The sequence below is a fragment of the Amycolatopsis albidoflavus genome, assembly GCF_039525725.1.
GTDB lineage: Bacteria > Actinomycetota > Actinomycetes > Mycobacteriales > Pseudonocardiaceae > Amycolatopsis > Amycolatopsis albidoflava.
Genome location: NZ_BAAAHV010000005.1, coordinates 247917 through 271116, shown reverse-complemented (window position 1 = coordinate 271116; position 23200 = coordinate 247917). Strand labels below are relative to the sequence as shown.

Here is a 23200-nt window from a genome sequence, read left to right as displayed (position 1 = left end):
GCGGGAATTCGGGCTGAGCGGACGGCGTTGGCCTGAGCGTGGACGTTCCGATTTCCGTGCTGGACCGGTCGCCCGTGCGGCGAGGGCGGGGGACCGCGCAGGCGATCCGGGACACCGTCGCGTTCGCGCGCGACATCGAAGCGCTTGGCTACCACCGGTTTTGGGTTTCCGAGCATCACGGCGTGCCTGGGGTCGCCGGGTCCGCGCCTGCGGTGCTCGCGTCAGCCGTGGCGTCGGCGACTTCTCGGATTCGGGTCGGGTCCGGCGGGGTGATGCTGCCCAATCACCGTCCGCTCGTGGTTGCGGAGCAGTTCGGGATTCTGGAGTCCTTGTTCCCGGAGCGGATCGACCTCGGGATCGGGCGGTCGGTGGGGTTCATCGAGCCGGTGCGCCGGGCGCTCGGGCAGGGCAAGGACGCGGCCGACGGCTTCGACGGCCAGGTCCGCGAGCTTCTCGCGTTCTTCCGTGGCGAGCACGACGGGGTGCACGCGATCCCGGCCGAGGGGCTGTCGGTGCCGGTGTTTCTGCTCGCGACTGGTGCGGGCGCGGAGCTCGCCGCGGCGCTGGGGCTGCCGTTGGTGATCGCGCCGGCGCATGGTCAGTGTGCGATGGTGGAGGCGATTTCTCGCTACCGCGAAGCATTCCGGTCCGATGTGGACGATCCCTATGTCGTCGTGTCGACAGCGGTCGCGGTGGCGGACACCGCAGCGGAAGCTCGGCGGCTGTTGGTGCCCGAGGCTTGGTCCACTGTGTACTCGCGCAGCCATGGCGTGTTCCCGCCGCTTTCGCCCGCGGACGAGATTCTCGCGCTGCCGATGACTGACCGGGAACGCCGACGGCTCGACGACACTCTGGCCGGGCAGATCAGCGGCACTCCGGACGAGGTCGGCGCGCGTCTTGATGACCTGGTCGCCGCGACGGGAGCGGACGAGTTGCTCATCAGCACCAGCACTTACGACCCAGCTGCGCGCGTCGAATCGTTTGCCGCGCTTGCTCAGTTGACTGCGGCGGAACGGCTTTCGGCCTAACCGAGGACGATCGGCAGCTTCTCCGCCAACGGCCCGAGCGCCGCCTTTTCGTCGTCGGTCGCGGCGCGGCGGCCGGTCGCCACGAGGAGCGCGCTTTGGTCGTCCAGCGACGACGGCAGCGGCGAACCCAGCGCGGCTTCCACTGTCCGGCGGGTCGCTGCCAGGCATTCCGCGTCTGGACCGTCCACTCCGGACAGATGCCTGACCAGGTCGAGGTGGTGCAGCGTGGCTTCCACGACGTAGGTCTCGAAATAGTCCGCGACCGTCAGCACGTAGTCGCGGGTTTCGACCTTCGACGCCGGGTCTGCCAGCTTCGCGGCGCGCCCGGCTGCCTGGGCCAGGTCGTCGAAGTGGTGTGCCAGCCAGGCTGTGGTCCCGTAGCTCACCGCCGCGCGGCGGGTGAACAGGCCTTCTTCATCCATGCCAGTCGGCAGGTCGGTGCCGATTTCCCAGTATTGGGCGGCGGTGTGCGTCGGCTCGGCTTCGGAGGGGGTCGCGAGCGTGATCAGGATGTCCTGCGCGTCGATGACCAGGTGGAACACCAGGTCCTGCACCACCCAGCCGGTGCAGCCCGACGGGGCCAGCCACTGCCCGCCTTCGAGCGATTTCACGGCGTTCTGAAGTGCGTTCCAGGAGCGGAAGAAGAGGTCCACGAAGGCACTTTAGCGATCACGAACCTCCTCGGCATCCCGTTTTACAGTCGCAGCAACAACTCGGTGAGCAGCCGTTGCGCCGGATCGGTCAGGTCGATCCCGGACACCTCCGACGCCCGCCGCACCCGGTAGCGGACGGTGTTGGGGTGGATGTTCAACGAGCGCGCGGCCGTGCGGACGTCGCCGAAAGCGTTCAGATACGCCAGCACCGCGGGCACCAGAATGTCGCCGTGGTCGGCGTCGTGGGCGCGCAGTTCCGCGAGCCGGGGATCGCGCAGGCGGGGCTGATCTCCCAAGTAGGACAACACTTCCGACAACAGCACATCGGCCCGGACGTCGGCCAGCGACGCGACGTCGGACGGCCAATGACCGCGCGTCATCGCCATCAACACCCGGTCGGCGTCGCCGCGCGACAGCGCTGCGTCGGACAGCCTCGGGACGATCCCGCCGAGTGCGGCGCGGACGGGTGCGTCAAGGTGTTTCCGCGCTGCACCAACGATTTCCTTCGCCAACGCCAGCACTGGGGCATCCGAGTGCTCCGGCAGATCCGGAAGCAACGCGTACACCCGCCCGCCGAGCACGCTCACGAGTGCGGTCCTCCGATAGGCCGCTGTGTGCACGGCGATCAGGTGCACCAGTTCCGCTCGGCGCAGCAACCGGTTCGAAGCGGCGGCGGACTCCTGCCGGGAGAGCGTGAACGCCAATACCTGTGCTGGACGTGCCGGATCGGCACCGATGTCGTCCGCGACGGATTCGGCGTCTACTCGTCCTTCCAGCAATCCGGCCAGCAAATCCTCGCGCAGGCGCAGTTGCGGATCGGGCAGGGTTCGTGCGCGGATTAGTTGCGGGGCAAGGGTTCGGCTCGCGCCGAGCAGCGCGACCTCGGCTTGTTCGGTCAGCGGTTGCGCGCCTTCCTGCACCCAGATCGTGCCGAGCGGCTGTGATCCCGCGTGGATCCCGGCGGCGATGCGACGGCGAATCCCCAGCTCCGGGCGCTCGTCCACGCGCACGATTCCTTCGCCGGCCCGCAGACGCTGGTAGACGCCCCATTCGCGGAGGATCGCGAGATACCGTTCCGGCCCTTCACGGCCCAAGATCGACAACCGCCGCAGTTCGTCGACCTCGTCCCCGGCTCGTGAATACGCCAGCACGCGGCTCGCGGTGTCCTCAATGCTGACCAGGCCGCCGGTGAGCGTCGCGACCGTCTGGGCCAGCGCGAACAGGTCGCCGAGCACCTCGCCGGTTTCCGCCTCGCCGCCCGCCCGGGCCGCGTCGACGACCCCGCGCGCCAGCGCCTCGACCTGCTCCCACCGTGCTTCCGCGCCGACGGTCAGCAGTGCGACGCCAGCGTCCGCCGCGACGTCTGTGCCGCCTTCGCCCTTCACCGCCACCGCGGCCGCTCCCGCGCGCCCGGCCGCCCGGATCGCCGCGGCCGCCGACCGGCCCCGCGCGCCGATCACCAGGACCAGGTCGCCGGGGTGGGGTTCGGGCGGGTCCTCGGGGTCGAGGATCACCACGTCCTGCACCGGAACGCCCAGTCCGCGCGGCGCGACGAGCACCCGCACGAGCGGTTCGCCGAGGGTCGCGAGCACGTGCCGCAGCGAGGCGCCGGCGAAGGGCTCAGCGGTCGTCATCGCGTAGGCCGATCGGACAAAACCATATGGGCGATTCTAGCCGCTTGAACAAACCCCTGAACGCCGCGCAGCGTTATCTTTCGGGCAACCGACGAGTAAACCAACGAGGGAGCCGCCGTGGACGCCGTGACCCAGACCCCCGCCCCGAAGAACGAGCCGGTGCTGACGTACGCGCCGGGCAGCGCCGAGCGCGCCGAGCTGGAGGGTGCGCTGAAGAAACTGGGTCAGGCCGGTCCCGTCGACCTGACGGTCACCGTCGGCGGCGAGCAGCGCGCCGGCGGCGGCGAGAAGATCGACGTCGTCCAGCCGCACAACCACGGCCACGTCCTCGGCACCATCCAGAGCGCCACGAAGCAGGACGCGAGCGACGCGATCGCTGCCGCCGCGAAGGCCGCTCCGGAGTGGCGCGCGCTGTCCTACGACGACCGTGCGGCCATCCTGCTGCGCGCCGCCGACCTGCTGACCGGCCCGTGGCGCGCGACGCTGAACGCGGCCACCATGCTCGGTCAGTCGAAGACGGCTACGCAGGCCGAGATCGACTCCGCGTGCGAGCTCGCCGACTTCTGGCGCTTCAACGTCGAGTTCGGCCGCAGCATCCTCGACCAGCAGCCGGTCAGCTCGCCGGGCGTGTGGAACCGGATGGAGCACCGTCCGCTCGAGGGCTTCGTGTACGCGATCACGCCGTTCAACTTCACGGCCATCGCCGGCAACCTGCCCACCGCGCCCGCCCTGATGGGCAACACCGTGCTGTGGAAGCCGTCGCCGACGCAGAGCTTCGCCGCGCACCTGACCATGCGGCTGCTCGAAGAAGCCGGCATGCCGCCGGGCGTGATCAACCTGCTGCCGGGCGACGGCAAGGCCGTCTCCGAGGTCGCGCTGACGCACCGCGACCTGGCGGGCATCCACTTCACCGGTTCCACCGCGACCTTCCAGCACCTGTGGGGCACTGTCGGCGCGAACATCGCTGGCTACCGCAGCTACCCGCGTCTCGTCGGCGAGACCGGCGGCAAGGACTTCGTGCTCGCGCACCCGTCTGCCGACATCGACGTGCTTCGCACTGCGCTTGTCCGCGGTGCCTTCGAGTACCAGGGCCAGAAGTGCTCCGCCGCTTCGCGTGCGTACGTCCCGCGCAGCCTCTGGGAGCAGCTGAAGGATGGCCTTGCTTCCGAGACCGCCGCGCTCAGCTACGGCGACGTCACCGACCTGTCGCACTTCGGCGGTGCGGTGATCGACCGTCGCGCCTTCGACAAGCACGCCTCGCTCTTCGAGCGCGTTAAGAACGACAGCGAGGTCGAGATCCTCGTCGGCGGTACGGCGGACGACAGTGTCGGTTACTTCGTGCAGCCGACCGTCCTCGTGTCGACGAACCCGAAGCACGAGATCTTCAGCACCGAGTACTTCGGGCCGATCCTGTCGGTCTACGTGTACGAGGATGCTGAGTTCGACTCCGTGCTGCAGCTGGTGGACGAGACCGCTTCGTACGCCCTGACCGGCGCCGTCATCGCCAACGACCGCACGGCTGTCGCGAAGGCGTCTCAGGCGCTGCGGTTCGCCGCGGGCAACTTCTACGTCAACGACAAGCCGACCGGCGCCGTCGTCGGCCAGCAGCCGTTCGGCGGGGCGCGCGCCTCCGGCACGAACGACAAGGCCGGTTCGGTCTTCAACCTGCTCCGCTGGACGAGCCCGCGCTCGATCAAGGAGACGTTCGTGCCGCCGACCTCCGTGCGCTACCCGCACCAGGGCTGAGAAGGAGACACCGCCATGCTGCGTGCCCCGTTGCTCGCCGCCGCTCGTTCGCGGCGGATGCGTGCGCTGATCGAAGCGGTACCGGTCACCCGGTCCGTAGTGCGCCGGTTCGTGTCCGGCTCGGCTACCGCCGACGCCGTGCGCGCCGCACGGGAACTGGCCGCCGACGGCCGGAAGATCACCATCGACCACCTCGGCGAAGACATCACTGACGCCTCACAGGCCACCGCCACCGTGCAAGCGTACGAGGAGTTGCTGACCGCGCTGTCCGAACAGGGCCTCGCCAAGGGAGCGGACGTCTCGGTGAAGCTGTCCGCTGTCGGGCAGTTCCTGCCGGGCGACGGCGAGGGCGTCGCGCTCGAGAACGCGCGGAAGATTTGCGCGGCGGCGGACGCGGTCGGCGCGACGGTGACGCTCGACATGGAGGACCACACCACTACGGACTCGACGCTCGGCATTCTCCGCGAGCTGCGCGCCGAGTACCCGTGGGTCGGCGCGGTGCTGCAGGCCTACCTGCACCGCACCGAGCAGGACTGCCGCGAGCTGTCCGGTCCCGGATCGCGCGTGCGGCTGTGCAAGGGCGCTTACGCCGAGCCGGAATCGGTGGCGTTCCAGGACAAGTCCGAAGTGGACAAGTCCTATGTGCGCTGCCTGCGCGTGCTGATGGAGGGCAAGGGCTACCCGATGGTGGCCTCGCACGACCCGCGGATGATCGCGATCGCGGGCAAGCTCGCGGCCGACGCCGGGCGCACGACCGGCGACCACGAGTACCAGATGCTGTACGGCATCCGGCCCGAGGAGCAGAAGCGGCTCGCCGGCGAAGGCGAGACGATGCGCGTGTACGTGCCCTGCGGCGACGAGTGGTACGGCTACTTCATGCGACGGCTGGCCGAGCGGCCGGCGAACCTCGCGTTCTTCCTGCGCGGGCTCGTCACCCGGTCCTGAACCATCGCGAAGGCCCGGCACCCTGGTGGGTGCCGGGCCTTCGTGTTTCCCCGGGTAGTGCGCCTGTGGTGGCTGGGCTCAGGCCTGCTCGGCTTCTTGCGCGGCGGCGGCCTTGCGCACCTCGTCCATGTCGACCTCGCGGGCCTGGCGGATGAGGTCCTCCAGCGCGGCTTCCGGAAGGGCGCCGGGCTGGGAGTAGATCAGGGTCTTGTCGCGGATCACGGCGAGCGTCGGGATCGAGCGGATGTTGAACGCCGCGGCGAGCTGCTGCTCGGCTTCCGTGTCCACCTTGGTGAAGGTGATGTCGCCGTGCTTTTCCGACGCCTTCTCGAACACCGGTGCGAACTGGCGGCACGGGCCGCACCAGCTTGCCCAGAAGTCGATCAGCACGAACTCGTTGTCGGTCACGGTCTGGTCGAAGTTGTCCGCGGTCAGTTCCACTGTGCTCATGGGTGGTTCAACGAACGAGCCGGGTGGGGAATTCCCCGCGGCGCGGTAGCGTCCTGGTGGGTGTCCGACGCTGTCTTGGAGGTTGATGTGGCTGACGGGATCTTGGGGCGGATCGACGAGCTGATCGCGGAGGAGAAAGAGCTGCGCGACCGGGCGATCGGGGTCGGGTTGTCCTCGGACGACCGGGAGCGGCTGCGCCGGGCCGAGGAGGAGCTGGACCAGTGCTGGGATCTGCTGCGGCAGCGGCGGGCGCGGGTCGAGTTCGACGACGATCCGGACGAGGCTTCGGTGCGGTCGGTGGGCGAGGTCGAGGGGTACCGGCAGTAGCCGTTGCCGCGATTAAAAGCTAACTGTTAGCTTTTGGTAATCGGCCAGGTTTTGTGGCTGATAGCATCCGCGGATGACTGAGCCGTCCGGGCGGCGCGAGCGCAAGAAGGCTGCGACCCGCCGGAAGATCGCCGACACCGCGCTTCGGCTGTTCCTCGAACGCGGGTACGACGAGGTGGGCATCCGGGACATCGCGGCCGAGGCCGACGTCGCGGTGACCACGGTCTTCTCGCATTTCGCCTCGAAGGAAGCGCTGGTCTTCGAGCAGGACTCGAACTTCGAGGAGAACCTCCGGGGAGCGGTCGAGGGGCGGGAGCCCGCGGAGCCGCTGATCCCGGCGCTGCGGGGCGAGATCCAGGCGCTGGTGCGGCATTGCACGGCGGACAGTGTCGCGCCGGTCTGGCGGATGATCGACGGGTCGCCCGCGCTGCGCGAGTACGAGGAATCGATGCGGCTGCGGCACGCGGAGTCGCTGGCGGCGGCGATGGCGGCCGATCCCGGGCTCGGGCGGACTCCGACGGCCTGCCGCGCGATCGCCCGGTTCGTGGTCGACGCCTATTCGGTAGCTCGCGAGGCGGCTGATCCGGAAGCCGCGGTGGACGAGGTTTTCCGGATGATCGAGGCGGCTTGGGCGGCTGCGAGTCCTGCAGTGTCCCGTTAGGACAGCCTGGAAATCTTGCCTGGCTCCCTGCGCGTGGGTGCGTTCCTGGGCGCGAGTGGCGGAATTTGGTGCGCTGCCGGGGTTTTCGGCACTCGCGGTGAGATCTTCCGTCTCGTGTGGGTGAGTTGATCCCGCCGGGTCGAGTGATGCTTTCTCGAACAAGTGTTCGAGATACTGGTGGGGTGTTCGAAACGACTTCGGCGGGGCAGCCCCGGTCCCGCCACCTCAGACCACAGCGGGGCGAACGATTCGGCCGGATGCCGCGCGTCGGATGGCGGCGCTGTCTCGGCCAGCTGGCATCGCTCAGCCGCTGTGTCGCCGCGGAAACCGCGAGGCGCGGGAGGAAGCGCGGTCGATCCCTAGGCCGGGCAGAGCGTGCCGTTGTCCGGGATCTTGCCGTCGATCAGGAAGGATTGCGCGGCGGAGGTGACGCAGGGAGACTGGCCGACCGCGCCGTGCGCGACACCCTGCCACGTGACGGTCACGGCGCTGGGCATCTGGTCCGCGGCCCGGGTGGTGCCGATCTGCGGCGTCACCGGGTCGGTGGCGGTGGCGGCCACCAGGATGGGCGGGGCGCCCGGCGCGCCCGCGGGAGGCAGCGCCTCTCGGCGGACCGGCCAGGCGCCGCACCAGGCGAGTTCTTGCGCGACCGCCGCGCCGAACTGCGGGTATTTCGCGCGCATTCCCGCCGCGGCGCGGTCGAGCTGATCGGCGGGCAGCCGGGTGGTCGAGTCGTTGCAGCGGGTCGCGATGGTGCCGCCGATGCGCGACGTGCGTCCGCGGACGTCCGCGACGATCGGATTCGCGAAGCCGGCCAGCGCGGTGATGTCGCCGTTCTTCGCGGCGTTCAGCGCGTCGGCGAGGGCGGGCCAGTTCGCACGGTCGGCGAGTCCTTGGTACACCGCGTAGGTCGCCACGCCCGGGCTCATCGTCACGCCGTCGTCAGTGTCCACAGGGGACGTACGGAGCCGGTCGGTCACCGTCTTCAGGGCGGCTTTCGCATCGCCCATCGGGCAGTTGCGGGCGGCGCAGTCGGCGGAGAAGGCGTCGAACGTCGCCTGGGCTCCAGCGGCCACCGCGTCGAGCACGGCCGCACGATCCGCGCCCGGGTCCGGGATGCCGTCCAGCACCATGCGGCCCACCTGCGCCGGATAACGCACCGCGTACTCCGAAAGCACCTTCGAACCGTCGCCGCGGCCGAGCGCGTTCAGCCGGTCCAGTCCCAGCTGTTTGCGCAACTGGTCGAGGTCTCCGGCGGTGCGCCAGCTGTCCAGCGCGGTCTGCGCGGTGTCGAGATCGAGCGCGCACTGCTGACCGGCCCGGCGAGCCGCGTCGAGCACCTCGCCGAGGCCGCCCTCTGCCGGGTCCGCGCCCAGCAGGTCGGACCGCACCTCCAGCGGTACGCACTGCACCCCGCCGGACAGCCCGGTGCCGCGCCGGTCCACGCCGATCAGCGAGAACTTCTTGAGGAACTCCGGCGGCAGTTTCGCCGCCAGGCGCGCGGCGAACAGCGACCCCGGCTCGCCGCCGACGTCGTTGACCACCACGAGCGGGATCGGGCCGTCGCCTGCCTTGAGCACGAGGATGCGGGCGAGCAGGTGCTGCGAGTCGTCGGGCGCGTCGAGCGGGGAAGTCAGGCGCGCACAGCTGACGTGCAGCGAATCGGGCAGCGCGGGAGCGGCCATCCGCTGCCGGGTGTCCGCGTCGCAGTTGGCCCATCGCAAAGTGGACTTCTTGGGCTCGGCCAGCGGCGGCAGCGGCACCGCGGCAGCGCTCGGGGGCGGCGCGGTGGTGGCGCGCCCGTCGTTGTCGATCACCGCGGGCCGCACGGAGGGCCCGCTGGTGCAGCCGGCCAGCAGGAGCACTCCCAGCGTCGCCGCCACCAGCCGGGCGCGCGAACGGGAACGGCTGGGGCAACGGCGGTGCACGGGCTGGTCCTCACGTCTGCTCGGCGGAACTCTCGGACGAGCTTGGCACGCCTGGTGTGGGAAGCCAGTGAGCGGGTCCTGCGGCGTGTCCGGTCCGCGCCGGCCCGGGCGGCCCGGTCAGCGGGTCCGCACGACCTCGCCCCGGAACACCGCCGACAGGTCGTAGCGCGCGGGTTCGTCCAGCTGCGCGTAGCCGCACGACGACGGCTCGCGGTCCGGCCGCCAGCGCGCGAACTGGGCGGTGTGCCGGAAGCGCGACGGATAGCCGCCCTCCGTGTGCTCGTACGAAACCTCCACCACGCGCTCCAGCCGCAACGGCACCCACGGCTGTTCCTTCGACCGCCAGCGCGTGATGCCGCCCGGGATCCGCTGGCCCTCGCGGACCGCGTCGCCCAGCCACGGGTGTCCTTCGCCGTCGGAGATCAGCGGGGCCAGCTCCTGCGCCAGCTCGCGGCGACGCGCGACCGGGAACGAACCGACCACGCCGACGTGGTGCAGCAGCCCGTTCTCGTCGTACAGCCCCAGCAGGAACGAGCCGACCGCCTCGCCCGGTTCGCCGTCCACGTGCCAGCGCAGGCCCGCCAGCACGCAGTCCGCGGTGCGGGAATGCTTGTACTTGGACAAAACCCGTTTGCCCGGCGAGTACGGCTCGTCCAGCGGCTTGCCGATCACGCCGTCCAGCCCGGCTCCCTCGAACAGCTCGAACCAGCGCCGCGCGGTCTCCGGATCCGTCGTCGCCGGCGTCAGCGCGATGCCCGGCAGCGCCTCGAGCCGTTCGCGGCGCGCCGACGTCGGCTCGTCCACAAACGACTCGTCGCCCAGCGCGAGCACGTCGAAAGCCACGAACTGCGCGGGCGACTGCTCGGCGAGCAGCTGCACGCGGCTCTCCGCCGGGTGGATGCGCTCGGTCAGCGCGTCGAAATCGAGCTTGCCGTCGCGGGCCACCACCAGTTCGCCGTCGAGCACGACCCGCTCCGGCAAGGATTCCCGCAGTGCGGCGAGAACCTCCGGGAAGTACCGGTTCAGCGGCTTCTCCGCGCGCGACTGCAGGGTGATCTCGTCGCCGTCGCGGAACACCAGGCAGCGGAAGCCGTCCCACTTCGGCTCGAACAGCAGGCCGCCGGAATCGGGGATCGCTTTCGCCGGCTTCGCCAGCATGGGCTTGATCGGTGCCTGCACAGGGAGGGCCATGCGGGCATTCTGGGCGAAACGCGGGATCAGTGCACGCGTGCCGAGCCGGCCGTGTCGAGTTCGAGCCGCACCGCGGTCGGCAGCGTCTCGACGCCGAGCGATTCCCTGGCCCGGGTCAGCACGTATGAGTCGAGGTCTTCCCATACCCGCCGGACTTCCGTGCCCTCCGCCAGCCAGACCGTGATCCGCAACGCCGGTTCAGCCACCGTGCCCACCGAGCGGACGCGAGCCCGGGTGACCCCGTCAACGCTCTCCACGTCCGCTTGCACGGCCCCGGCCAGCGCTCCGGCCGTGACGGTCAGCTCCGAGCCGATCGTCTCGTCGAGCTTCAGGTCCGGACGGCGTTCCGGGCGCAGCGAACGGAAAAACCACCACAGCCCGAACACCAGCAGCAGCACCCCGAGCACGACCGCGCCGATCCGCGCGTACAGCGCGTGGTCGCCGAGCCAGCCGACCGCGATCGGGTCGAGCACCGGCCGGTGCCCGCGGAACTGTCCGAGCCACCCCATGCCGACCACCAGCGCACCGGCACCGGCCAGCAGTCCGAGCACACCGACCAGGGAGGTCAGCGTGCGCTCGGCACCGTGCGAACGACCTTGCGCGCGACGCGCCGCGGAAGCACTCATCACCGGTCCTTCGGAGAGTCGACGACCACAGACACCTTCGGACGGCGCTGCAGCGGGAGATCGTCCAGCACCGCGGAGACGGTCTCCAACAGTCGCGGTCGCAGCTGTTCTTCGTTTTCCAGGCGGCTCGTCGCGCGCACGCGCACCCTGCGGGAGCTGGCCGTCACGGACGCGCCGCGCACGTTGTCCTCCGCGCGCACCGCCAGTCCGACCAATCGCGCGAGCGCCCGCGGCGAGGTGCTCACCGTGATGCCGTCGGCGGGATCGGTCATCCGCACCGCACGGTCGCCGGCACCGAGCGCCAGCAACAGAAGCACCAGCCCGGCGAGCACCGCGATTCCGGCGGCGATCCGCACCGGCGTGCTGGACCAGTCCAGGTCGGCGATTTCGGTTTTCCACCGCTGCCACGGCACGAGAAGCGGCGCCTTGCCGGGCTGCCACCAAGCCCACCCGACTTCGAGTGCCAGCAGCGCGCCGCCGGCTGCGACGGCCAGACCGAGCAGAGCGGACAGAAGACGGACGAGGACGCGCATCATCGCACCCTCGGCGGCACGTCCGGCAGCAGCGCGGTGACCGTCACCGCGACCGAACGCACGTGATAGGAGGTGATGCGTTCGACCTCTTCGACGACCTTGGCGCGCACCTGCCCGGTCACTTCCCGCACCGGAGCCGGATAGCGCAGCGCGAGATCGAGGGACAGTTCGACGTCGTTGTCCGATCCGCCGACCTTCGCGGACGCACCGGAAGTCCCGGTGCTGACCCCCGCGACGCGGCGCTCGGTGAACATCGTCCCGGGCACCTGGTCGGCGGCGTGCTGCGCGACCTTGCGCACGACGGCCTGGGCGATGGTCAGCGAACCGCGCTCGGCGGGCTCCGGAAGGTCGCTGCGGGACGGCCCTGCCTCGACCGCCCGGGTCACTTGTCTCGGCCCTTCCCGAACAGGTCGCCGAGGTCGAGTTCGCCGTCGAGGACCCGGCCGACCACGAGCCCGATGATGCCGACCGCGAAGGTCACCAGAAACGCGGTGAACCCCTGAGTGGCCGCCAGGCCGAGAATCAGCCCGGCGAGGATCCCGGTCTGCGTTGCGTTCAACGTGCGCCCTCCTGGGATTGCGTGCTGCGGTGCGTTGGGTTGCTGCCTGATCTGACGTACTGCGGTGCTGGGGTTCTCACCTGGTGCGGCGTGCTGCCAGCGGGTGCGTTCGGGCCCGTTCCGGTCCGGTGCGGCCGCAGTTACCCGGCGCTTCGGGATTTCCGGAGTTGCCGCTGGGCCTTTCCGCGGAACTCCGGCCTGACCCGGCTGGCGTCGGTGCCCTGCGGTCCGAGGCATTCCGTCCGGAGCGCCGCGGCGCTGGTGCCCAGCAGACGTGACCCGGGACGCCTTGCCCGCCGCGCTGGGTTGGCGTGCCTGTGCCTCCCGAACCGACGCGGTGTCGAGGTCGCGGGACAACCAGGCACCGGCCGAGACACCGGCGATCACCCGGTCACTCGACTCGGCTCGACTCGGGTTCGTCCTCCTCGCCGGGCAGGTGGATGTCGTTGACCGAGATGTTGACCTCGATCACCTCGAGCGCGGTGATCTGCTCGACCGCGGTGATGACGTTGCGCCGGACGTCGCGGGCGACCTCCGCGATCCGCGCGCCGTATTCGACGACGACATCGAGGTCGATCGCGGCCTGCTTCTCGCCGACCTCGACGGAGACGCCCGCGGTGGAGGTCGCGCCCGAACCCGGGATCCGGTCCCGGATCGCCCCGATCGCCCGCGAGACACCGCCGCCGAGCGCGTGCACTCCGGCGACCTCGCGCGCCGAAAGCGCCGCGATCTTTTGCACGACCAGCGACGAAATCGTGGTGCGCCCAGCGGTGTCCGTCTGCTCGACCGACGAGAGTGCGGCAGACGGAACAGCAGTGGGTACATCGGGCCGGTTCGGGGTCGGCATGGTTCCTCGCTCCCTGTATGCGGACATGGCGCGTCCAGTGTCGCCGCGAGCGGCTCGCGGCGCCGGAGACGTGCTCGCACAAAGGACCTCCCGACCGGGCGAAAACTCACGCGGCATCCCTCGAACGGGTGAGTCGACAGATGGCCAACGACGCGACGGTTGAACCTTCGAGCCGCGAAGGTCGTCGCGGCCAGCCGTCGGTGCGCTTGCCATCGGCGGGCTCACCGACGGCCGGTCGACGGTGCGCACCGCCGGCAGTCCGTGCCGCAAAGTGCCGGACTCGACCGGCGGCCGCGGTCCCAGTCGCCGCTCGATGGCTGCCCGATGCCAATGCTGCTAGTCCGCGCGCCGATCATCGGCCACGCTCGGCCCAATTGCGCAGGACCGGTGACGCCGCTCGGGCCAGCGGCGCGGTACCGATTCAGCCTCGATGCAGTTCGGGCCAGTGCCGCAGCACCGGTTGAGTCCCGATGCAGTTCGGGCCAGTGCCTCGGTGACCGGTTGAGCCTCGATGCCGGTGGGGCCGGTGCCGCGGCACCGGTTCAGTCCTGACGCAGTTCGGGCCAGTGCCTCGGTGACCGGGTCAGCCACTTCGCCGCTGGTGCCGGGCCAATGCCAGCGTCTCGGCTCGGTGGCGCAGCGCCAGACCAGCGCCGCAGCCCGGTGACAGTCACCACACGTGCCCCGGCTCGCCCGTCCCGTGCCCGGGCGAAAGCGGCTCCGACCGGGGGATTTGCCGTGGCTGGCGACGCTGAGGCGAGCCGGACCCACCAGCGCGGGCCGGATAGGCTCCTCGACCATGCCCGCAGCTGCGCTGACCGACCGGTTTCCCGAGCTTGGGGCCGACGAGCTGATCGCGTCCCTCGTGCCGCCGCCGCGGTTCGGCGAGGCTCGGTTTTCCACTTACCTTCCCAACCCGGACGAGCCCAGCCAGGCGGCCGCCGTCGAGGCGTGTTCTGCGTTCGCTTCGCGGATCGGCGCGGCGAAGGCCAAGAAGTCTCGGTTGCGGTCGCTGTTCGGCGGCGGGGCGGCTATTCCGGACGGGCCGATGGGGCTCTACCTCGACGGCGGGTTCGGCGTCGGCAAGACCCACCTGCTCGCCTCGACCTGGCACGAGACTCCGGGGCCCAAGGCGTACGGGACGTTCGTCGAGCTGACCCACCTCGTCGGCGCGCTGGGGTTCGCCAACGCGGTCGCGCGGCTGTCCGAGCATCGGCTGCTGGCGATCGACGAATTCGAACTCGACGATCCCGGCGACACCACGTTGGTCAGCCGGTTGCTGCAGGAACTGACCGACGCGGGCGTCTACGTCGCGGCGACCTCCAACACCCTGCCGGACAAGCTCGGCGAGGGGCGGTTCGCGGCGGAGGACTTCCTGCGCGAGATCCAGGCGTTGTCGCGCAGGTTCGGCGTCGTGCGGGTCGACGGGCCGGACTACCGGCACCGCGGGCTGCCGGATGCGCCGCCGCCGGTCGGGGACGACGAGATCGACGCCTCCGCGGCCGCGCACGAAGGGTCCACTGTGGACGAATTCAGTGCGTTGATGACGCATCTCGAGCGGCTGCACCCCTCGCGGTACGGGAAGCTGCTCGACGGCGTGCGGCGGGTGCACCTCAAGCACGTGACGCCGGTGCCGGACCAGATGGTCGGGCTCCGGCTGGTCGCGCTGGCGGACCGGCTGTACGACCGGGCGATCCCGGTGGTCGTGTCCGGCGTGCCGCTGCCCGAGCTGTTCGGCGAGGAGATGCTGAACGGCGGCTACCGCAAGAAGTATCTGCGCGCGATCAGCCGGTTGACGGCTCTGGCGCGCGACGCGGTGACAGCGCCGCCCGCAGCGCGGTGACCACGGCGGCGGCGAAGCAGACGCCGCCGGCGATGTCCGTGAGGTAGTGGTAGCCGAGGCCGATCATGCCGACGGCCGCGCAAACGACCAGCACCGCGCCCACTGCGACGGCGACTGCCTTGAAGCGGACCAGCAGCACTACGACGGTCAGCACCGCCACCAGGCTGACGGTGTGGCCGCTCGGGTAGACGAGTGTGCCGCCTTTCCAGCGGTCGAACACGGGTTTCAAGGCCCAGCTGTTGAGGGCGATGGCGAGAAACGGGCCTGCTACCGCTAGCACTGCGTCTCGCCGGTTCCGTTGATAGAGGCAGATTCCGACGATGACGGCGACGGCGGGGATGAGCACGTACGGCTCGGTGGGCAGCACCAGTGTGTCGAGCAAGCCCGGGCTCAGCGTCGAGGCGGACCTGTCGGCCCATTGGTCCACAGTGCCCGGTGCGTAGGGCGCGACGAGCAGTCCCAGCACGAGGGTGGCGAGTGCGCAGAGCGCGGCGAAGAGGGCGAGAGTCCGCCTGGCGGTCACGGTGCGAAGCCTAGTCACATTCGCGGCGGCGCGCGGGTCCTCCTTTCGACAACGGACGATCGGAGGGACGAGAACCAATGGGGGACATCGAAATCCACGGGACTGTCGCGGACGGCTTCGAGACGGTCCGCGACGAGTTCGCCGTGGCGGCCGAGGCGACGGGCGTGCAGTTGGCGGTCCGTGTGCGCGGGCGGCTGGTAGTCGACCTCTGGGCGGGCAACGTCACGGGCGAGACGCTGACCGGCGTGTACTCCTCGACCAAGGGCGCGACGACACTGGTGGCGGCGCTGCTCGTGCAGGACGGCATTCTGGACCTGGACGAGCCGGTCGCGCGCCGCTGGCCGGAGTTCGCCGCCGCGGGCAAGGGCGGGATCACGGTGCGGGACGTGCTGAGCCACCGTTCCGGCGTGATCGGGGCGGACGGCGGGCTGTCCGCCGGGGAACTCGCGGACGACCGGGTGATTGCTCAACGTTTGGCTGGGCAGCGGCCGTTCTGGCGGCCGGGATCTGCATACGGCTACAGCGGATTCGCCGGGTTATCGATCGTTGCCGAGGTGGTCCGGCGGGTCACCGGGCGGTCGGTGCAGGAGCACTTCGAGGAGCGGGTGCGAGAGCCGTACGGCCTCGATCTGTACCTCGGACTTCCCGAGCAGGAAGAACACCGCTACCGCGAGGTGCTGGCGGGGGAGGCGAGCGCGGAGGAGCTGGCGGCGTTCCAGGCGTACGTTCCGAGCCCGCACAGTCTGGGCGGCATCGGCTACGGGCTCGACTCGACGCCGCCGCTCGATCAGGTGGCGTTCGCCAACACCCGGCGGGTGCGGGCGCTCGGCCAGGTTTCCGCTGGTGGCGTCGGCAGCGCACGCGGGCTGGCCGGGCTGTACGCGGCTGCCGTGTCCGGTTTGGACGGACGTCCGCCGCTGCTCGAACCCGGCACGCTCGGCGAGTTCGCCATGCTCCATTCGACCGGCCGCGACCTGGTGACCGGGGACGCGGGCCAGTACGCGCTCGGGTTTCAGGCGAAGGGGCTGCGGTATCCGTTCCTCAGCGCGAATGCGTTCGGGCACAACGGATCCGCCGGTTCCGAGTCCTTCGCAGACCCGCGCGGCGGCCTCGCTTTCGGGTACACGCGACGGCAGTTCTCCGCGACCTGGTCCTATCCGGAACACGACCGGCTGGCCGCGGCCGTCCACGCGGCTGCCAGCCGGTGAGAGCCGGGCAACGGCCGTGATGCGATGCTTGTCCCATGTCGCTGTTCTCGCGCCGCTCGGCTGAAACCCCGTCCGGCCCGTTCCGCTTCCGGATCTCCGAGATCTACCAGATCCCGACGCGCGGGGTCGTGGTCACCGGCACAGTCACCGACGGCACCGTCCAGGTCGGCGCGAACGCCGTGGTGCGGCTGCCCGGCGGCGCCCGCGAGGTCGTGGTGACGAGGATCGAAACGGCGCGCCGCAAACGGCAGTCCGCGGAAGCCGGTGCCGAGGCCGGGCTTTACCTCTCCGGCCTCAGCACCGGCGACATCCCCACCGTGCCGGGCGGCGACGGGCAGCAGCAGGACAACACCGGGCTGAGCGGCGTCGAGGTGACGTCGGCCTGAATGGGCGCCCTGTCTGGTGGCTTCGCCCGGAGTGCAGTAAACACACCGATTGTGCTCAATTCACCAGAACCGCGGCGGTCTCCGGCGATCCGGCTGATCCGGTTCCTGCGGCTGGTGTACGTGCTGCCGCTCGGGCTCGCGATCGCGGGCATCATCGGCGGGTTCGTCCTCGGCTACGGCTGGTATCTCGCCGCCGCGTCGATCGGCCTCGGTCTCACCATTCTGGTGCTGACGCTCGGCAGCACCGCCCGCTCACTGCGCGGGACCGCCTCCCCGCAGGGCATGCGTTTCGTCCAGCAGCACGGCGACCGCGCGCTCGCCAAGGTCGAGCGCCTGAAAACGACCGGGACGCAGATCGACGACGCGTACGTCACCGAGCTGCAGCTGGTCGTCGCGCCGCCGAATGAGACTGCGTATAGGGCGACCGCCCGGGAGCTGATCCATCCACTCCGTTCCGGCGCGTACCAGCCGGGCGCGGTCGTCGTGGTCAAGCACAGCCCGCGGTATCCCGGGGTGGTCATAGTGGACGCTGACCCGCCGCGAGAATGGGCTGAGCGGCCGTGGCAAGTCGGAGTCATCGGCGAGGAGCGGACGCCGGAACCTGAAGCGCGGCTGGGGAATACTGCCGGGCGGCTGGCGATGACAGCAGTCAGTGCGCTCGTTGTCGCAGCGGCGTTGCTCGTGCCGATCCGTGACGACGTCCTCGGCCAGCTGCTCTCCCCGCCGGATCTGTTCACCGCGGACGATTTAGCCGCTGGCGTGGCGAAACTGTCCGCCGAGAGCGAGCGTTTCGAAGACCTGACAGTGGAATCGGACCAGTTGCGCGCCACAATTACCGGTGCGTACCTCAGCTATCGCGGCGGCACCGTCAAGCGCGACTCGACCAGCGTGAGCCCCCGAGCGAAGCAGTTCGCCGCGAGCGAGGTCAATTTCGCGGCGATACCCGGCCTCGTCGCGCGGTTCGGCGGAGACCCGGCGGACGCGCTCGTGCGCATCAGCCGCGAGGACGTCGGGATCACGATGACCGTCCGGTCGGGCAAGGACAGCAGCCGCGAGCTGGTCGCGGACGCGAAGGGCGTTCCGGCGCTCACCACGGATGCGTTCACGGAGAACGGTTTCCGGGAGGTCGCCGCGCTGCTGATCAAGCTGAGCGGCCGTCCGGAGGCGTACGAAGCGATCATCCGCACCGACCACGTCGAGTTCCAGGTGCCCGGCCCCGGCCCGGGCACTTCGGACGACTACGACTGGCATCGCGGACGTCTCGTCGAACACCGGCCCTCGCCGATTCAGCCGGATCCGGGCGCGCCGCTGTTCAGGTTGTCGGAGCTGTCGGCGAAGGCGCTGCCCGCGATCCTCGCGAAAGTGGACGAGCGCATGCCCGGCTTCCCGCGCGACAAGGTTTCGGTGGCGCTGCGGGAGAACGACGGCACCTGGAGCCTCAGCACGTCCGTCCAGGACGAGTACGGCCGCGGCATCGACGTGACCGCCTCGCCGGACGGATCGACCGTCGCGGTGATGCCCACCCGGTGACCGCCGCCCGGAAAACGGCGGCCACCGAGCAGGCCAGCTGAGCAAATCCAGCCGAGCAGGTCAGCCGCGCACGACCTGAGCGATCGCGTCGACTCCGCGGTCCAGTTCGGCCTCGGTGATCACCAGCGGAGGCGCGACGCGCAGCGTGCGGTCGTGCGTTTCCTTGCACAGCACGCCCAACCCGGCCAGCGCCTCGGACGCCGCCCGGCCGGTCGGACCGCCGGGTGCGATGTCGACGCCCGCCCACAGGCCGCGTCCGCGTACCTCCGAGACGCCGTCGCCGACCAGCTTCGCCAGCCGCTCGTGCAGGTGCGCGCCTAGTTCAGTGGACCGCTTCTGATACTCGCCGGTCTGCAGCATCCGCACCACAGCGCGGCCGACGGCACATGCGAGCGGGTTGCCGCCGAAGGTCGAGCCGTGTTCGCCCGGCTTCAGCACGCCCAGGACGTCCCGGCTGCCGACCACTGCGGACACCGGGACGATGCCGCCGCCGAGAGCCTTGCCCAGCGTGTACAGGTCCGCGCGGACGCCTTCGTGCTCCAGCGCCAGCACGGTGCCGGTGCGCGCGAGACCGGACTGGATCTCGTCAGCGATCATCAGCACGTTGTTCTCGTCGCACAGCCGTCGCACCGCGGCGAAGAACCCTTCAGGCGGCACGACGACGCCTGCCTCGCCCTGAATCGGCTCCATCAGCACTGCTGCGGTGCGCGGCGTGATGGCCGCCTTCAACGCTTCAGCGTCGCCGTACGGCACCTGGACGAAGCCCGGCGTGAAGGGCCCGTAGTCGGCGCGCGCGGTTTCGTCGTCGGAGAACGAGACGATGGTCGTGGTGCGGCCGTGGAAGTTCGACGCCGCGACCACGATTTCCGCCGTGCCCGCCGGAACGCCCTTGACCTGGTACGCCCACTTGCGCGCGACCTTCACCGCGGACTCCACGGCCTCGGCCCCGGAGTTCATCGGCAGCACCATTTCGGTGCCGGTCAGCTCGGCCAGCTCGCGGCAGAACAGGCCGAGCTGGTCGTGGTGGAACGCGCGGGAGGTGAGCGTGACGCGGCCCAGCTGCTCGGTCGCGGCGGCGATGAGCTCGGGGTTGCGGTGGCCGAAGTTGAGCGCGGAGTAGCCGGCCAGGAAGTCCAGATAGGACTTGCCGGCCACGTCGGTCACCGAAGCGCCCTCGGCTTCGGCGATCACGACCGGCAGCGGATGGTAGTTGTGCGTGCTCCATTGCTCGTCGAGCGCGATGAAGGCGTCGGAGGAGGCGGGACGCGCGGTGCCGGCAGGCTGGACGGACGCTGTCATGCGTTCAGGCTAGAGGCCGTTCGCGGGGAGTTCAGCCGGGAAACGTTGCTTTCCCTCGTCGTTCGTTGCGCAATCGGGGGTCTGCCCGGCGATTCGCTGCGCGGCTCGCTCGACCGGATGACACCCGCCCGCTCCGGCGGAGAAGTCCCCGGGATCGGCGGCCGGTGCGGTTATCGTCCCGGGATGGCGAAGAAGCAGCAGAACGGAAACCGGGTCCGCGACGCGCTCCGGGCGGGCGACGAGCTGCCGGACCCGGCTTCGTCGCCCGTGGGGCCGGAAAAGAAGGCGAAGGGCGGCAAGAAGCTCGAGTCCGCCGGGGAACAGCTCGCCGGGTTGCAGGAAGCGCTGTACGCGGAGGGCATCGGCGGTGGCGCGCGCAGTGTCCTGTTGGTGTTGCAGGGCATGGACACGTCCGGCAAGGGCGGCACCGTCGGCCACGTGCTCGGCCTGGTGAACCCGATGGGCGTGCAGTACTCCGGGTTCAAGAAGCCGACGGCCGCCGAGCGCAAGCACGATTTCCTGTGGCGCATCCGCAAGAAGCTCCCGACGCCGGGTCACCTCGGCGTGTTCGACCGGTCGCACTACGAGGACATCCTGGTGCCGCGAGTCCTCGGACAGCTCCCTGCCGCAGAGCGACGGCAGCGCTACGCGCAGATCAACGCGTTCGAAAAGGAGCTGACCGACACCGGCACCGCCATCGTGAAGGTGTTCCTGCACATTTCGCCGGAGGAACAGCTCAACCGGCTCACCGCGCGGCTGGACCGGCCGGAGAAGCGGTGGAAGTTCGACCCGTCGGACATCGAAGCGCGCCGCCAGTGGCCTGCTTACCAAAAGGCGTACGCCGACGTGTTGAAGCGCACGTCGACCGAGCACGCTCCCTGGTACGTGGTGCCTGCCGATCGCAAGTGGTACCGGAACTGGGCAGTCGCCGAGCTGCTGGTCGAGACGCTGACCGAGATGGACCCGCAGTTCCCGGAGCCCGCCTACGACGTCGACGAGCAGCGGGCCGCGCTGCAGGGTGTTGGCATGCCCGGCTGATGATCTGAAAGAGTGCTGGCCGTGACCGATTTCGCACTCGACGACGTTCCGTTCCTCCGCCAGCAAGCCCGCACCCAGCGGTTCACTCTCGGCGCGCCCAAGCAGTTCCGGGTCGCCCCGGACGGTTCGCGGGTGCTGTTCCTGCGCAGCGCCACCGGCACCGATCCGCGGCACAGCCTGTGGTCGTTCGACCTCGCGACCGGCGAGGAGACGAAGCTGATCGACGCCGCCGAGCTGGTGTCCGGCGACGAGGACCTGCCGCCGGAGGAGCGGGCGCGGCGCGAGCGGGCCCGGGAGACCGGCGGCGGCGTAGTGGCCTTCGGCGTCGACGACGCGTTCACCGTCGTCACCTTCACGCTGTCGGGGAAGCTGTACACGCTCGACCTCGCGAGCGGCGAGACGCGCATCCTGGTCGACGGGTCCGTGATCGACCCGCGACCGAACCCGACCGGCACGCACGTCGCGTACGTGCGCGAGCGGCGGCTGCACGTCATCGAGCTGGCGACCGGCGAGGACCGCGTGCTCGTCGGCGAGGACAACGAGGACGTCACCTGGGGCCTCGCGGAATTCATCGCGGGCGAGGAGATGGACCGCACGCGCGGCTACTGGTGGGCGCCGGACGGGCGCAGTGTGATCGTGGAGCGCGCGGACCGCGGACCGGTGCCGCGCTGGACGATCGGCGACCCGGCGAACCCGCAGCAGCCGGCGAACGTTGTCGCGTATCCGTCGGCCGGCTCGCCGAACGCCGTGGTGTCGCTGGCTGTGTTGGGCCTGGACGGCAGCCGCGTCGACGTGGCGCAAGGCGACTGGGAGTACCTGGTCACCGTGCACTGGTCGGCGGCCGGACAGCCGCTGCTGGCCGTGCAGCCGCGAGACCAGAAGAAGCTCACCGTGCTCGCGCTGGACCCGGCGGACGGCTCGGTCGCCGAGGTGCACACCGAGACTGACGAGCATTGGGTCGAGATCTTCCAGGGCGTTCCCGCGTGGACCGCGGACGGCAAGCTGGTGGTGGAAAGCTCGGCTGACGGCGATCACCGGCTCTTGGTCGACGGCAAGCCGGTCACGCCGCCGGGGACGCAGCTTCGGATGGTGCTGCACGTCGGCGAGGAAATCCTCTTCACCGCTTCGGAAAACGACCCGACGCAGATCCACCTGTACCGCACCGAAGGCGACACGGTGAGCCGACTGTCCACAACGGACGGTGTGCACGTCGGTTCGGGCAGCGCGGCGCTCACGGTGCTTTCCTCGTGGAGCCTCGACCACAGCGGGCCGAAGGTGACCGTGCTGCGGGACGGCATCGAGGTCGGTTCGATCGAATCGTCCACTGTGGACCCGGAGGTCGTGCCGAACCTGACCTGGCTCACCCTCGGCGAACGCCAGCTGCGCGGGGCTTTGGTGCTGCCGCGCGGATACGAGCCCGATGAGGGCAAGCTGCCGGTGCTGCTCGACCCGTACGGCGGCCCGCACGCGCAGCGGGTTCTCCAGAGCCGCAACGCTTTCCTGACGCCGCAGTGGCTCGCCGACCAGGGTTTCGCCGTGCTGGTCGTGGACGGTCGCGGGTCGCCCGGCCGCGGACCGGCGTGGGAGAAGGAGATCGCCGGCAAGCTCGCCGACGTCACGCTGGCCGACCAGGTCGACGCCCTGCACGCGGCCGCCGAGGCGCACCCCGAGCTGGACCTGCAGCGGGTCGCGATCCGCGGCTGGTCCTACGGCGGCTACCTGTCCGCGCTCGCCGTACTGCGACGGCCGGACGTGTTCCACGCGGCGGTCGCGGGCGCACCGGTCACCGACTGGTCGCTGTATGACACCCACTACACCGAGCGCTACCTCGGAAAGCCGGACGACGAACCGGAAAGCTACGAGCACAATTCGCTCATCGCGGGGGCGGGTTCGCTCGAGCGAGCGCTGCTGATCGTGCACGGTTTGGCTGACGACAATGTCTTTCCGGCGCATGCACTTCGGCTTTCGTCGGCGCTGCTGGCGAAGGGGCGCGCGCATGGCTTTCTGCCGCTCGCGGGGGCGACGCATATGACGCCGCAGGCTGAGGAGGTCGCGGAGAATCTCATGCGGATGCAGGTTGAGTGGATTCATGAGCGTTTGATGGCGGCGAGGGGTTGATGGCGCGGGTTTGATTGCGCTGGCTCGGCCCGCGAACTGTGTTTGATGGCGCCGGCTCCGCCGTCGCGGCGGGATCGCCTTTAAGTCGGCGTGTCGAGGAGCAGCGCGCCCGGCCCGGGGGGCCGTG

Annotated in this window: 23 protein-coding genes; 11 read left to right on the top strand and 12 right to left on the bottom strand. The window is 70.2% G+C overall.

The genetic code is table 11. The annotated features are described in order from the left end of the window. The first annotated feature begins 32 nt into the window (after positions 1-32). The gene (locus tag ABD156_RS05765) at positions 33-1028 is read left to right on the top strand and encodes an MsnO8 family LLM class oxidoreductase (RefSeq protein WP_344268494.1); all 996 of its coding nucleotides are present in this window, start codon (positions 33-35) and stop codon (positions 1026-1028) included. Here the strand turns inward: ABD156_RS05765 and ABD156_RS05760 are convergent. Both ABD156_RS05760 and ABD156_RS05755 read right to left on the bottom strand, forming a co-directional pair. Further along, positions 1025-1681, bottom strand: a complete 657-nt coding sequence (locus ABD156_RS05760; RefSeq protein ID WP_344267457.1) for a maleylpyruvate isomerase N-terminal domain-containing protein — start codon at positions 1679-1681, stop codon at positions 1025-1027. The genes ABD156_RS05765 and ABD156_RS05760 overlap by 4 nt on opposite strands. A 41-nt stretch (positions 1682-1722) precedes the next feature. Continuing rightward, entirely contained in the window at positions 1723-3315 is a 1593-nt protein-coding gene (locus ABD156_RS05755) for a PucR family transcriptional regulator (protein WP_344267455.1), read from the bottom strand. 117 nt (positions 3316-3432) lie between these two features. Here ABD156_RS05755 and pruA point away from each other — a divergent pair, with 117 nt between their 5' ends. Together pruA and ABD156_RS05745 are read left to right on the top strand one after the other, a co-directional pair. Further along, on the top strand, positions 3433-5061 hold the full coding sequence (pruA, locus tag ABD156_RS05750) for an L-glutamate gamma-semialdehyde dehydrogenase (RefSeq protein WP_344267453.1): 1629 nt from the start codon (positions 3433-3435) through the stop codon (positions 5059-5061). A gap of 15 nt (positions 5062-5076) precedes the next feature. After that, on the top strand, positions 5077-6006 hold the full coding sequence (locus ABD156_RS05745; protein ID WP_344267451.1) for a proline dehydrogenase family protein: 930 nt from the start codon (positions 5077-5079) through the stop codon (positions 6004-6006). Positions 6007-6084: 78 nt separating this feature from the next. Here ABD156_RS05745 and trxA read toward each other — a convergent pair whose 3' ends face one another. Further along, positions 6085-6456 (bottom strand): thioredoxin, encoded by a 372-nt coding sequence (gene trxA / locus ABD156_RS05740; protein ID WP_344267449.1) that lies wholly within the window; start codon positions 6454-6456, stop codon positions 6085-6087. Between the two features lie 87 nt (positions 6457-6543). Between trxA and ABD156_RS05735 the strand changes: the two genes are divergently transcribed. Both ABD156_RS05735 and ABD156_RS05730 read left to right on the top strand, forming a co-directional pair. Continuing rightward, on the top strand, positions 6544-6783 hold the full coding sequence (locus ABD156_RS05735; protein WP_182890496.1) for a DUF2630 family protein: 240 nt from the start codon (positions 6544-6546) through the stop codon (positions 6781-6783). Between the two features lie 73 nt (positions 6784-6856). Further along, entirely contained in the window at positions 6857-7444 is a 588-nt protein-coding gene (locus ABD156_RS05730; protein WP_344267447.1) for a TetR/AcrR family transcriptional regulator, read from the top strand. Between the two features lie 359 nt (positions 7445-7803). Here the strand turns inward: ABD156_RS05730 and ABD156_RS05725 are convergent, their stop codons facing one another. The 7 genes from ABD156_RS05725 to ABD156_RS05695 form a co-directional block, all read right to left on the bottom strand. Further along, on the bottom strand, positions 7804-9372 hold the full coding sequence (locus ABD156_RS05725) for an alpha/beta hydrolase (protein ID WP_344267445.1): 1569 nt from the start codon (positions 9370-9372) through the stop codon (positions 7804-7806). Positions 9373-9489: 117 nt separating this feature from the next. Further along, positions 9490-10563: an ATP-dependent DNA ligase gene (locus ABD156_RS05720; RefSeq protein ID WP_344267443.1), complete on the bottom strand. Its 1074-nt coding sequence runs from the start codon at positions 10561-10563 to the stop codon at positions 9490-9492. A 26-nt stretch (positions 10564-10589) separates the two neighbouring features. Next, the gene (locus tag ABD156_RS05715) at positions 10590-11189 is read right to left on the bottom strand and encodes an Asp23/Gls24 family envelope stress response protein (RefSeq protein WP_344267441.1); all 600 of its coding nucleotides are present in this window, start codon (positions 11187-11189) and stop codon (positions 10590-10592) included. Further along, on the bottom strand, positions 11189-11722 hold the full coding sequence (locus tag ABD156_RS05710; RefSeq protein ID WP_344267439.1) for a DUF6286 domain-containing protein: 534 nt from the start codon (positions 11720-11722) through the stop codon (positions 11189-11191). The genes ABD156_RS05715 and ABD156_RS05710 overlap by 1 nt, the downstream gene beginning before the upstream one ends. After that, complete coding sequence (locus ABD156_RS05705; protein ID WP_344267437.1) at positions 11722-12108, bottom strand: Asp23/Gls24 family envelope stress response protein; 387 nt, start codon at positions 12106-12108, stop codon at positions 11722-11724. The genes ABD156_RS05710 and ABD156_RS05705 overlap by 1 nt, the downstream gene beginning before the upstream one ends. Next, positions 12105-12281 carry a hypothetical protein gene (locus ABD156_RS05700; RefSeq protein WP_009075692.1) on the bottom strand — a complete coding sequence of 59 codons (177 nt, stop codon included), beginning with the start codon at positions 12279-12281 and terminating at the stop codon, positions 12105-12107. Before ABD156_RS05700 ends, ABD156_RS05705 begins: the two co-directional genes overlap by 4 nt. A 391-nt stretch (positions 12282-12672) precedes the next feature. Continuing rightward, positions 12673-13128 carry an Asp23/Gls24 family envelope stress response protein gene (locus ABD156_RS05695; RefSeq protein ID WP_344267433.1) on the bottom strand — a complete coding sequence of 152 codons (456 nt, stop codon included), beginning with the start codon at positions 13126-13128 and terminating at the stop codon, positions 12673-12675. Between the two features lie 799 nt (positions 13129-13927). Here ABD156_RS05695 and zapE point away from each other — a divergent pair. Further along, positions 13928-14971, top strand: coding sequence for a cell division protein ZapE (gene zapE, locus ABD156_RS05690; protein WP_043838301.1), 1044 nt, complete (start codon positions 13928-13930; stop codon positions 14969-14971). Here the strand turns inward: zapE and ABD156_RS05685 are convergent. Beyond that, positions 14913-15494 carry a phosphatase PAP2 family protein gene (locus ABD156_RS05685; protein WP_344267430.1) on the bottom strand — a complete coding sequence of 194 codons (582 nt, stop codon included), beginning with the start codon at positions 15492-15494 and terminating at the stop codon, positions 14913-14915. The two genes, zapE and ABD156_RS05685, sit on opposite strands and share 59 nt — an antisense overlap. Positions 15495-15571: 77 nt before the next feature. Between ABD156_RS05685 and ABD156_RS05680 the strand changes: the two genes are divergently transcribed. From ABD156_RS05680 to ABD156_RS05670, 3 genes are read left to right on the top strand one after another with little or no spacing between them, the layout of a single operon-like run. Continuing rightward, positions 15572-16702: a serine hydrolase domain-containing protein gene (locus tag ABD156_RS05680; RefSeq protein WP_344267428.1), complete on the top strand. Its 1131-nt coding sequence runs from the start codon at positions 15572-15574 to the stop codon at positions 16700-16702. Positions 16703-16737: 35 nt separating this feature from the next. Next, positions 16738-17088, top strand: coding sequence for a hypothetical protein (locus ABD156_RS05675; protein WP_344267426.1), 351 nt, complete (start codon positions 16738-16740; stop codon positions 17086-17088). 51 nt (positions 17089-17139) lie between these two features. Beyond that, a complete protein-coding gene (locus tag ABD156_RS05670; protein WP_344267424.1) occupies positions 17140-18618 on the top strand; it encodes a hypothetical protein in 1479 nt (492 codons plus the stop codon). A gap of 60 nt (positions 18619-18678) precedes the next feature. Here the strand turns inward: ABD156_RS05670 and rocD are convergent, their stop codons facing one another. Next, positions 18679-19917: an ornithine--oxo-acid transaminase gene (gene rocD, locus ABD156_RS05665; protein WP_344267422.1), complete on the bottom strand. Its 1239-nt coding sequence runs from the start codon at positions 19915-19917 to the stop codon at positions 18679-18681. Between the two features lie 183 nt (positions 19918-20100). On the opposite strand from rocD, the gene ABD156_RS05660 reads away from it, so the two are divergent. Together ABD156_RS05660 and ABD156_RS05655 are read left to right on the top strand one after the other, a co-directional pair. Next, entirely contained in the window at positions 20101-20955 is an 855-nt protein-coding gene (locus tag ABD156_RS05660) for a PPK2 family polyphosphate kinase (protein WP_344267420.1), read from the top strand. A 21-nt stretch (positions 20956-20976) separates the two neighbouring features. Next, positions 20977-23073, top strand: coding sequence for a S9 family peptidase (locus tag ABD156_RS05655; protein ID WP_344267418.1), 2097 nt, complete (start codon positions 20977-20979; stop codon positions 23071-23073). Positions 23074-23200: the final 127 nt, after the last annotated feature.